Genomic DNA, 11,562 nt, shown 5'->3' on the forward strand with positions numbered 1-11,562 from the left:
CACGGACGGTTCTCCCTTGCTCGGGACGACGTTCGGACGGCGTCGGCCCGGGAGACGGTCACCCGGCGGCATATCTGTGATGAGTCACGCGACACCAGTCGCGGACAGGCTTCTGATCAGGCCAGCAAGGTGGGCCGGGCCGACGCCGGCAACCCACGAGGACAGGTCGACTCCACGGCACACCCACTGCTGGCGGCCAGATCTTGCATGAGTCACTCGTAGCTCACCGACATCGAACCTACCGATACCAACTCCTCCCGGAACCGGCCCACCTATAGAAGCGTCGACGGGGAGAGAGAGGGGTGCGGGAGGGCGGGGTGTGGGAGGAGCAGGCAGGTGGGGGATGCGGCGACCGCCCGGCCTCGGGGGGCGAGGCCGGGCGGTCGGGGTGTGACGGGTCAGCTGCAGCCGCTGGTGGAGCCGCAGCCTTCGCAGACGTAGCAGCTGCCGGCGGGGCGCATCTTCGTGCCGCAGGTGAAGCAGAGCGGCGCGTCGGCGGCCTTGCCGATCACGGCTTCCAGCAGCTCAGTGCTGGAACCGACCGCCGGGGCCGGCTTGACCGCGGCGACCTCGGCGAGTTCCTGGGCCGGCTGGGCGATCGGCCCGGCCTTCGGCTCCTCCGGCCGGTGCTCCACCGGGGCGGAGGCAGCCATCGCGGTCAGGTCCGTGCCGTTGGCCTCCGCCTCGGCTTCGGCCGCCAGCTGGGCGGCCCGTTCCTTGGCGGTGAAGATGCCCAGTTCAGCGCGGCGCTCGTACGGCAGGAAGTCCAGGGCCAGGCGACGGAAGATGTAGTCCATCACCGAGGCGGCCATCCGCACGTCCGGGTCGTCCGTCATGCCGGCCGGCTCGAAGCGCATGTTGGTGAACTTGCTGACGTACGTCTCCAGGGGGACGCCGTACTGCAGGCCGATGGAGATGGCCACCGAGAAGGCGTCCATCACCCCGGCCAGGGTGGAACCCTGCTTGGACATCTTGAGGAAGACCTCGCCCAGGCCGTCGTCCGGGTAGGAGGAGGCGGTGAGGTAGCCCTCGGCGCCACCGACCGAGAAGGAGATGGTCTCCGAGGGGCGCTTCTTCGGCAGCCGCTTGCGCACCGGGCGGTACTCCACGACCTTCTCCACCACCGGCTCGACCGCGGTGGTCGGGGCCGGCTCGGCGGCCTTGTTCGGCTTGGCCACCGACAGCGGCTGGCCCACCTTGCAGTTGTCCCGGTAGATCGCCAGGGCCTTGAGGCCGAGCTTCCAGCCCTCGAAGTAGATCTTCTCAACGTCCTCGACAGTGGCCTGCTCCGGCATGTTCACCGTCTTGGAGATGGCACCGGAGATGAACGGCTGCACCGCCGCCATCATCCGGACGTGACCCATCGGGGCGATGGACCGCTCGCCCATGGCGCAGTCGAAGACCGGGTAGTGCTCCGGCTTGAGGCCGGGGGCGTCCACCACGTGGCCGTGGTCGGCGATGTGCTCGACGATCGCCTCGACCTGCTCTTCCGGGTAGCCGAGGCTACGCAGGGCGCGCGGCACGGTCTGGTTGACGATCTGCATGGAGCCGCCGCCGACCAGCTTCTTGAACTTGACCAGCGCCAGGTCCGGCTCGACTCCGGTGGTGTCGCAGTCCATCATCAGGCCGATGGTGCCGGTCGGGGCGAGGACGCTGGCCTGCGAGTTACGCCAGCCGAACTTGTCACCGATCTTGTTGCCCTGGGTCCACTGCTTGGTGGCCTCGCGGACCACTGCGGTGGCCACCGTACCGCTGGGCTTGATCTGGTCGTTGGCGGCGGCGTGCTTGCGCATCACCCGCTTGTGCGGCTCGGCGTTGCGGGCGTAGCCGTCGTACGCCCCGACGATGCCGGCCAGCTCGGCCGAGCGGCGGTACGCCGTACCAGTCATCAGCGAGGTGATCGCGGCGGACAGGGAGCGCCCCTGGTCCGAGTCGTACGGCAGGCCGGAGGCCATCAGCAGGGCACCCAGGTTGGCGTACCCGATGCCGAGCTGCCGGTACGCCCGGGTGGTCTCGCCGATCTTCTCGGTCGGGAAGTCGGCGAAGCAGATCGAGATGTCCATCGCGGTGATGACGAACTCGACCGACTTGACGAACTTCTCCACCTCGAAGCCGCCGTCGGCGCGGAGGAACTTCATCAGGTTCAGCGAGGCCAGGTTGCACGAGGAGTTGTCCAGGTGCAGGTACTCCGAGCAGGGGTTGGAGGCGGTGATCCGACCGGTCTCCGGGCAGGTGTGCCAGTCGTTGATGGTGTCGTCGTACTGGAGGCCGGGGTCGGCGCACTCCCAGGCGGCCTGGGAGATGGTGCGGAACAGCTTCTTAGCGTCGATGGTCTCGATGGTCTGCCCGTCGAGCCGACCCCGCAAGTCGAAGCCGCCGCCGTTCTCCACCGCGGTCATGAACTCGTCGGAGACCCGGACCGAGTTGTTGGCGTTCTGGTACTGCACGCTGACGATGTCGGCGCCGCCCAGGTCCATGTCGAACCCGGCGTCGCGCAGGGCGCGGATCTTGTCCTCCTCCCGCGCCTTGGTGATCACGAACTCCTCGATGTCGGGGTGGTCGACATCCAGGATGACCATCTTGGCCGCCCGCCGGGTGGCGCCGCCGGACTTGATGGTGCCCGCGCTGGCGTCCGCGCCGCGCATGAAGCTGACCGGGCCGGAGGCGGTGCCACCGGAGGAGAGCAGCTCCCGGGAGGAGCGGATCCGGGAGAGGTTGACCCCGGAGCCGGAGCCCCCCTTGAAGATCAGCCCCTCTTCCTTGTACCAGTCGAGGATGGAGTCCATCGAGTCGTCCACGGCCAGGATGAAACACGCGCTGACCTGCTGGGGTGAGGGCGTGCCGACGTTGAACCAGACCGGGGAGTTGAAGCTGAACACCTGGTGCAGCAGCATCCAGGTCAGCTCGTGGGCGAAGATCTCCGCGTCAGCCGGGCTGGCGAAGTAGCCGTACTCCTCACCGGCGGTGCGGTAGGTGGTGACCACCCGGTCGATCAGCTGCCGCAGCGACCACTCCCGCTCCGGGGTGCCCACCGCGCCCCGGAAGTACTTGGTGGTCACGATGTTGGCCGCGTTGACGCTCCAGCTCTCCGGGAACTCCACCCCCCGCTGCTCGAAGTTGATCGAGCCGTCCCGCCAGTTGGTCATCACGACGTCGCGCCGCTCCCAGGCGACCTCGTCGTACGGGTGCACGCCCTCGGTGGTCCAGACCCGCTCGACCTTCAGACCCGCGCCGGCCTTGCTTCGTGCCCTGCTTGTTGTCACGCCATCCCCCGGCATCTCATCCGCCCCCTCGTCCGCGCGGCACCGCGCGATCCGACTGTCACTACCGCTGAAAAAGTTCACTGCGCGGGGCCGGCAGCGCCGGCCGTCTCGGCCTCGGCACCCAGCCGGGCACGCGCGGCGGCCCGCAGCGTCTCGATCTCCCGCTCGAAGTCGGCGAGCGAGTCGAACGACCGGTACACGCTGGCGAACCGCAGGTAGGCGACCTCGTCCAGGTCCCGCAGGGGACCCAGGATGGCCAGCCCCACCTCGTGGCTGGGGATCTCGGCGGCCCCCTTGGCCCGGATGGTCTCCTCGACCCGCTGCGCCAGCAGGGCGATCGAGTCCTCGTCGACCGGCCGGCCCTGGCAGGCCTTGCGCACCCCACCGATGATCTTCGTACGGCTGAACGGCTCGGTCACCCCGCTGCGCTTGACGACCGCGAGCACGGCCTCCTCGACCGTGGTGAACCGTTTGCCGCACTCCGGGCAGGAGCGTCGGCGACGGATCAGCTGGCCGTCGTCGGCCTCCCGCGAGTCGACCACCCGGGAGTCGGCGTGCCGGCAGTACGGACACCGCATCGCCCGACCTCCTTGATCGACAAAGGGCACGCCTACGGCCGCCTCCGGGCACGATTCAGCGCGACGAACCATCCTTCAACCGATGGCCGCCGACTGACTGTACGGGAGTGCGTTCCGTAGTCGAACCCAACCTGTAGGCTAGTTACGCCCGTGTGACTACTACATCTAGGGGTTGAACCTAGGCCGCTGGCGAACCGCGGTCAAGTTGACCGGCGTGTCCGGCGCGTCGCCTGACAGCCCACCCGACCGGCGACTCCGACGCAACCCGAGAACCCAACGCGGCGAGGTGACGCCGGTTACCGCCCGAGGGGATCGGATCTCCGAAAAAGGCAGCGGATCGAACATCCGTTCGACCAGACGTATCATTTATCAGAACAGGCGTACGAATGTCACCGTTAGGCGTGTCGACACGCGGAGAAACCTCGTACAGATGTTTGAAAATGACTGATCTCACCTATACGGTCTGAACAGCCGGAGGTGACCATGGTCGACCTGCTGTCCGGCAGACCACCGCACGCACCACGAGCCGCCGAGGCACCCAGCGCCGACCAGGGAGGACGGACGTGACCCAGGACCGGGCCAACCGGCCACACAGCCCGCAGCAGAGCAGCGAGGCGGGGCCGCCGCCCACCCGACGCCGCAGCGTCACCCGGGCCCGGGCGGCACAGCCCGCGGTACGCCCGGTGGCCCCGGTGACCAACACCTTCCCGGACCCGGCCACCGCGGACCTCACCGCCCGGCAGCGGCGCATCCTGGACTTCATCCGTACCTGGGTGGAACGGCACGGCTACCCGCCGAGCGTGCGTGAGATCGGCGAGGCGGTCGGGCTGGTCTCCCCCTCCAGCGTCGCCTACCAGCTCAAGGAGCTGGAGAAGAAGGGCTTCCTGCGCCGGGACCCGAACCGGCCCCGGGCGGTCGACGTCCGCCCGCCCGCCGACCTCGACGACGAGTTGAGCCGCTCCCAGCGACCCACCCCGGCGTACGTGCCGATGCTCGGCCGGATCGCCGCCGGTGGGCCGATCCTCGCCGAGCAGTCGATGGAGGAGGTCTTCCCGCTGCCCCGCGAACTGGTCGGCGAGGGCGAGGTCTTCATGCTCCAGGTCAAGGGCGACTCGATGCTCGACGCGGCCATCTGCGACGGCGACTGGGTGGTGGTCCGGCAGCAGCCGACCGCCGACTCCGGGGAGATCGTCGCCGCCATGCTGGACGGCGAGGCGACCGTGAAGACCTACCGGCGCCGCGACGGTCACGTCTGGCTGATGCCGCAGAACCCGGCATTCGACCCCATTCCCGGCGACGACGCCACCATCATGGGCCGGGTGGTGGCGGTGCTGCGCCGGATCTGACCGGCACCCACCAGCCTCAGCTCGACGGACGGTGCCCAGGGACTACCTGGGCACCTACCGGTGCTGGGTGTGCCCGGCACCCTACCGGTGCGGCCAGGTCGGGACGGCCTCGAGAAGCGCCGCTGGCCGTGCCCAGTATCGCCCTGGGCACGCAACGGTGCTGGGCCTCTTCTGGTCAGTACCGGTCGCCCCGGTAGCCGTAGCTGCCGCCGGGTGGTTGGCCGTAGGGCTCGGAGTTGTCTTCGCGGTAGCGACCGGAGCGTCGACCCCGATAGTCGTTCTCGGCCGGGCCACCGCCCCGCCGCGGCGGCTCGGCACGTCCTCCACCACGCGGTGGCTGGGCAGGGCCCCCGCCGCGTGGTGGCTCGGCACGCGCATCACCCCGTGGCGGCTCCGCACGGCCGCCACCCCGTGGCGGCTCCGCACGGCCACCGCCCCGTGGGGGTTCTGCGCGGCCACCGCCCCGTGGCGGTTCGACCCGTGCACCACCTCGCGGGGGCTCCGCGCGACCGCCGGCGGGCGGCGGTCCGCCGGACCGGGCCCCGCCGCCGTACACCCCGCCGCCACCGCCGCCGGCCGGGCGGCCACCGCCGGGTCGGCCGCCGCTGCCGGGGCCGGCCTCGCCGGCGCGGCCCCCACCGCCGTAGACACCGCCACCGCCCGGACGGGCACCGTTGCCGCCGGCACGCCCCCCGTAGACCGGCCCGGAACGGGCCGCCCCGGGGCGTTCACCGTCAGGTGAGCCGCCGCCGTAGACCCCACCGCCAGCGCCGCCGTACACCGCACCGGAGCGGGCGCGGTCCTTCGGCGTACCGTCGTCGCCACCGCAGGTGGGTCCCGGGCCGTCGTCGTCGCGGTTGCCGCCCTTGCCCGCGGGTGGCCGCCGCTTGCGGGCCCGCAGGATGCCGAAGATGCCCGCGCCGACCAGCAACGCGCCGAGCACCCCGACGGAGGCGATCAGGTACGTGATGTCGTCGAGGGTCAACCCGTCCAGGAAGGACTGGCCGGTCGACTTCTTGGCCGCGTCCGGATCCTCGGCCAGGTTTTTCGGGCCCTCCGTGGAGGGGGTGTAGCTGAGGATGTCGACCGGTTCGTCGTCGTCCAGGTGACCGGCGTCGGAGACGGTCAGGAAGGTCTTCCCGTCGGTGGAGTACGAGATCGCCTCGCCGAAGGGGTCGGCCAGGGCGGTGACCCGAGGGGTGCCGTTGGTCAGGGCACCGACGAGGTCGCCGTTCTGGACGTCGTACTCGAAGGCGTCCGCGTAGGTGCGCAGCACCACCCGGGCACCGTCCGGGGACCGGGCGGCACCGGTGATCGCGACCCGCCCGAAGGTGCTCAGGGGGTTCTCGGTGTCCGTTTTCGGCAGGGTGATGTCGCCGAGCTTCTTCATCGGCACCGGCGCGGTGTCACCGGTCTTCAGGGCCCCGTCCGGGGTGAAGATCTCGGCCTTGCCGGCGGTGACCTTGGTAATGATCAGCGGCAGGTTGTCGTCGCCGATCAGCAGGGCCTCGGCGTCGCGGGGCTTGCCGTCCGGGTACGCCAGCCGGTGCAACTTGGGCTGCTCGCTGCCGTTGACCGGCATGCTCCAGACGGCCACCCGCTCGCGGCGCTGCCGGCTGGTGACGTTGTCACCGGTGTCGGCGATCCACAGCTTCTTCTTGTCCGGCGAGATGGCCAGATCCTCGGTGTCGAACGGCCCCGCGCCGGAGTAGCCCACGTCGCGAACGACCTGGCAGTCCTTGTTGAGGTAGAAGACCCGCTTGCGGTCGTCCTGGTCGGTGCTGTCGTTGATCACGATGTACCCGTTGCGGGTGGCCACCAGACCGGACATCTCCCGCAGGCGCGAATCGGTGACCGTGCACTGTTTCTTGCCCGCCTTGGTCAACGGCGCGCCGAGGGCCGCCGGCAGGACTGTGCTGGGCGCCGCCGCCCGGCCTGTCACCGCGACGGTCGACGCAGCGGAGGCAGGCTGCGGTACCGGTGCCGCCAGGACGGCACCGGTGACAGTCACGGTGGCCCCGAGCAGGCCGAGTGCCACCGTGACCGGGGAAGCAGTGCGGAGCATGAAGGAAGTGTCGCATGCCGGAGGTTTCCGCCGGGTCACGCGGCAGCCGCGTTACCCGGCGGTACGGACCGTCTCCGCCGTGTCGTGGTACGGGGCCAGTTCGGCCGCCAAGGCCTCGTTGACCCGTACGTGCAGCATCGTGCCCTCCGCCAGGTGGGCCGTACTGAGCACCTCACCCTGTCGATGGACCCGGGCCACCAGGTCACCCCGGTCGTACGGCAGCACCACTCGCACGTCGACCGCCGGACGGGGCAGCCGCTGCTCGATGGTCGCGCGCAGTTCCTCGATGCCCAGCCCGCTGTGCGCGGAGACGAACACCGCGTCCGGCCAGAGCCGCTTGAGGTGGAGCAGGGTCTCCTCGTCGGCGGCGTCGGTCTTGTTGACCACCAGCAGCTCGGGCAGCCGGTCGGCGCCGACCTCGCTCAGCACCTCCCGCACGGCCCGGACCTGCTCCTGGGGGTCGGGATGGGTGCCGTCGACCACGTGCACCACGAGATCGGCCTCGGCGACCTCCTCCAGGGTCGAGCGGAAGGCCTCGACGATCTGGTGCGGCAGGTGCCGGACGAACCCGACCGTGTCGGAGAGGGTGTAGACCCGCCCCTCGGCCGTGGTGGCGCGGCGGGTAGTCGGATCCAGGGTGGCGAACAGGGCGTCCTCCACCAGCACCCCGGCCCCGGTGAGCCGGTTGAGCAGGCTGGACTTGCCGGCGTTCGTGTAGCCGGCGATGGCCACCGCCGGGACCGCGTTGCGGGAGCGACGCGAGCGCTTGGTCTCGCGTACGGTGCTCATGGCTTTGATCTCCCGGCGCAGCCGGGCGATGCGGTGGCGGATCCGTCGCCGGTCGGTCTCCAGCTTGGTCTCACCCGGACCACGCACACCCACGCCGCCGCCGGCGCCCCCACCGCGACCGGAACCACCGGTCTGCCGGGACAGGGTCTCACCCCAACCGCGCAGCCGGGGCAGCAGGTATTCCAACTGGGCCAGCTCGACCTGGGCGCGGCCTTCCTTGCTCTTGGCGTGCTGGGCGAAGATGTCCAGGATCAGGGCGGTACGGTCGACCACCTTGACCTTGGTCCGCTGCTCCAGATTGCGCAGCTGGGACGGGGACAGTTCACCGTCGCAGATCACCGTGTCGGCACCGGCGGCGAGCACCATGGCACCCAGGTCGTCGACCTTGCCGCGGCCGATGTAGGTGGCCGGGTCCGGTCGGGTCCGTCGCTGGATGAGACCTTCGAGCACCTGGGAGCCGGCGGTCTCGGCCAGCGCGGCCAACTCGGTCAGGGAGTTCTCCGCGTCGGCCTGGGTGCCCTCGGTCCAGACCCCGACCAGGACCACCCGCTCCAGCCGCAGCTGGCGGTATTCGACCTCGGTGACGTCCGTCAGCTCGGTGGAGAGGCCGGGGACCCGTCGCAACGCCTGCCGCTCGGAGAGTTCGTACTCACCGGTGGTTGTCTCGATGTCGTCGTTGGGGACGTAGGTCTCCTGGTCTCGCAAGCGCTTCTCCTGTCCGAACTGTTGCTGTACGAAGTAATCCTGTCATGTGGCAACGCCGGTCGCACCCGCTATATGCCCAGCACACAAAGCAGCACAATTGGGGGTGGCTGCCAGAGGCCCAGGTAGAACGGGTAGAAATTCCATGAGCCGTTCGCCGCCGACGGAGGGAATTGCGTGGCCATCACCCGACTGCCCAGTGCTGGATTTTCGATCACGGTCCGTATCGCCGTGCCCGCCGACGCCTCCTCGATCGGGCGTCTCACCACCTCGGTGGGCGAGGCGGGGGCCATCGTCACCGCATTGGACGTGGTCGACTCCGACCCCAACCACGTGATCGTGGACCTCACCTGCGACACCGCCGACGCCGGCCACGCCGACCAGGTGGTCGCCGCGCTGCGGACCCTCGACGGGGTCGACGTACGTAAGGTCTCCGACCGCACCTTCCTGCTGCACCTCGGCGGCAAGATCGAGGTGAGCCCGAAGGTCGCGCTGCGGACCCGTGACGAGCTGTCCCGGGCGTACACCCCGGGGGTGGCCCGGGTCTGCCAGGCGATCGCGGACAACCCGGCCGACGCCCGCCGGCTGACCATCAAGCGCAACACCGTGGCCGTGGTCAGCGACGGCTCGGCCGTACTGGGGCTGGGCAACCTCGGCCCGGCGGCCTCCCTGCCGGTGATGGAGGGCAAGGCGGCCCTGTTCAAGCGCTTCGGCGGGGTGGACGCCTGGCCGGTGGTGCTCGACACCCAGGACACCGACGAGATCGTCGCCATCGTCAAGGCGATCGCGCCCGCGTACGGCGGGATCAACCTGGAGGACATCGCGGCGCCGCGGTGCTTCGAGATCGAGGCCCGGCTGCGTGAGGCGCTGGACATCCCGGTCTTCCACGACGACCAGCACGGCACCGCGATCTGCGTGCTGGCCGCGCTGACCAACGCGCTGCGGGTGGTCGGCAAGCGGCTGGCGGACGTACGGGTGGTCGTCTCCGGGGCCGGCGCGGCCGGCACCGCGATCATGAAGCTGCTGCTGCGCCAGGGGGTCGGCGACATCATCGCGTACGACCGCCAGGGAGCCCTGCACCGCGGCCAGCCCGACCTCAACCCGGCCTGGCAGTGGCTGGCCGAGAACACCAACCGGGACGGCTACTCGGGTGACCTGCCCGGGGCGCTGGAGGGTGCTGACGTCTTCATCGGGGTGAGCGCCCCGAACCTGCTCACCGGCGACGACATCGCCCGGATGGCCAAGGACTCGATCGTCTTCGCGCTGGCCAACCCGGACCCGGAGGTCGACCCGCGGGAGGCGCGCAAGCACGCCGCCGTGGTCGCCACCGGCCGCTCCGACCAGCCGAACCAGATCAACAACGTGCTCGCCTTCCCCGGCGTCTTCCGCGGCATGCTCGACGCGCACGCCGAGGAGTTCACCGAGGAGATGGCGCTCGCCGCCGCCCAGGCCATCGCCGACGTGGTCGGCGAGGAGAAGATCAACGCCACCGTCATCGTGCCGAGCGTCTTCGACTCCCGGGTCGCCCCGGCGGTGGCCGCCGCCGTCCGCGCCGCCGCCCAGAACCCCGCCAGCACTCCCCCGCCGGCCGCCGACCCCGGTCCCGCCGACCTCCCCGAGATCGCCGCCAACGCCTCCGCCACCCCCTGACGGGCGGAGCAGCCCCCGCGCACCTCAATCGCCCGCGCGCCCAGCCAGGCGCGCGGGCGACGCGTTTCGCTCTCCCCTCCTCGTGCAGCCTGAGTCCGCCCCACGCCTCGACCGCCCACCCTCATCCCCACACCCGCGCCCTACGCGGCCCAGGCGCGCGTTTCGCACCGGCGCGTCGCATGGCAGCCCAGTGCGGCGCGGCCCGCGCAGCCCAGCGCGTCGATCATGCACTTTCGGTCGGGACAGATGCGACATAAAGGGGCACTTCAGCGACAAAAAGTGCAAGATCGGCGAGGCGGGGCGCGGGCGGGGCGCTCGGGGCGGGGCTAGGGGGTGGGGTGGGTGAGGGTGCCGGTGGCGATGAGGAGGGCGGGGCCGGAGAGCCAGCAGGAGTCCGGGGTCAGGGTGACGGTGAGTCGGCCGCCGGGGAGGTCGACGGCCACCGTGCCGGTCTCCCGGGCCAGGCCGCGCAGGGCGACTGCGGCGACGGCGCAGGCGCCGGTGCCGCAGGACAGGGTCTCGGCGGAACCGCGCTCGTAGACCCGCATCAGCACGTGCCCGTCGACCCCGTCGAGCGGCTCCCCGGCGGTGGTGAACTCCACGTTCACCCCGCGCGGGAAGATCGCCGGGTCGTAGGCCGGTGCCCGGGTCAGGTCGAGACCGGCCAAGTCGAGGCCGGCCGGCAGTGGGCAGACCAGGTGGGGGTTGCCGACGTCCACCGCCGTGCCGCTGAGGGTCAGTCCGCCCAGGGCGGCCGTCGAGGTCGCGTACAGGTGAGGGCGGCGCATCTCGACGGCGATGTCCGCGCCGTCGAGGCGGGCCCGCACCAGTCCGGCCCGGGTGGCCACCGGCAGGACACCGTCGACCGGGGTGGCCAGTCCGGTTTCGAGCAGGAAGCGGACGAAGACCCGGGCGCCGTTGCCACACATCTCCGCGAAGGAGCCGTCGGAGTTCCAGTAGTCCATGAACCACTCGGCGTCACCGGCCAGGGCCACCCCCTCGGGGTGCTTGGCGGCCCGGACCACGCGCAGCACGCCGTCGCCGCCGATCCCCCGTCGCCGGTCGCAGATCGCGGCCACCAGGTCGGGGGTCAGGTCCAGCGCACCGTCCGGGTCGGGCAGGATCACAAAGTCGTTTCCGGTGCCATGCCCCTTGGTGAAGTTCACCCC

7 protein-coding genes are annotated in these 11,562 nt (G+C 70.7%); 2 read left to right on the forward strand and 5 right to left on the reverse strand.

Annotation, left to right across the window (positions count from 1 at the left end; genetic code table 11):
- Positions 1-398: 398 nt before the first annotated feature.
- Both ABZ795_RS11265 and nrdR read right to left on the reverse strand, forming a co-directional pair.
- Positions 399-3,278: a vitamin B12-dependent ribonucleotide reductase gene (locus ABZ795_RS11265; protein WP_357530221.1), complete on the reverse strand. Its 2,880-nt coding sequence runs from the start codon at positions 3,276-3,278 to the stop codon at positions 399-401.
- Between the two features lie 62 nt (positions 3,279-3,340).
- Positions 3,341-3,841 carry a transcriptional regulator NrdR gene (nrdR, locus tag ABZ795_RS11270; protein WP_327022122.1) on the reverse strand — a complete coding sequence of 167 codons (501 nt, stop codon included), beginning with the start codon at positions 3,839-3,841 and terminating at the stop codon, positions 3,341-3,343.
- A gap of 563 nt (positions 3,842-4,404) precedes the next feature.
- Here nrdR and lexA point away from each other — a divergent pair.
- A complete protein-coding gene (lexA, locus tag ABZ795_RS11275) occupies positions 4,405-5,187 on the forward strand; it encodes a transcriptional repressor LexA (RefSeq protein WP_327022123.1) in 783 nt (260 codons plus the stop codon).
- A gap of 175 nt (positions 5,188-5,362) precedes the next feature.
- On the opposite strand, the gene ABZ795_RS11280 is transcribed toward lexA, so the two are convergent.
- Positions 5,363-7,252 carry a hypothetical protein gene (locus tag ABZ795_RS11280; RefSeq protein WP_357530222.1) on the reverse strand — a complete coding sequence of 630 codons (1,890 nt, stop codon included), beginning with the start codon at positions 7,250-7,252 and terminating at the stop codon, positions 5,363-5,365.
- A gap of 51 nt (positions 7,253-7,303) precedes the next feature.
- A complete protein-coding gene (gene hflX / locus ABZ795_RS11285; protein ID WP_357530223.1) occupies positions 7,304-8,746 on the reverse strand; it encodes a GTPase HflX in 1,443 nt (480 codons plus the stop codon).
- A 174-nt stretch (positions 8,747-8,920) separates the two neighbouring features.
- Here hflX and ABZ795_RS11290 point away from each other — a divergent pair, with 174 nt between their 5' ends.
- The gene (locus ABZ795_RS11290) at positions 8,921-10,393 is read left to right on the forward strand and encodes an NAD-dependent malic enzyme (RefSeq protein ID WP_357530224.1); all 1,473 of its coding nucleotides are present in this window, start codon (positions 8,921-8,923) and stop codon (positions 10,391-10,393) included.
- 326 nt (positions 10,394-10,719) lie between these two features.
- On the opposite strand, the gene dapF is transcribed toward ABZ795_RS11290, so the two are convergent.
- Positions 10,720-11,559 carry a diaminopimelate epimerase gene (gene dapF / locus ABZ795_RS11295; RefSeq protein WP_357530225.1) on the reverse strand — a complete coding sequence of 280 codons (840 nt, stop codon included), beginning with the start codon at positions 11,557-11,559 and terminating at the stop codon, positions 10,720-10,722.
- Positions 11,560-11,562 lie beyond the last annotated feature (3 nt).

The sequence above is a fragment of the Micromonospora sp. NPDC047134 genome (assembly GCF_040643455.1).
In the GTDB taxonomy this organism is placed as follows: Bacteria; Actinomycetota; Actinomycetes; order Mycobacteriales; family Micromonosporaceae; genus Micromonospora.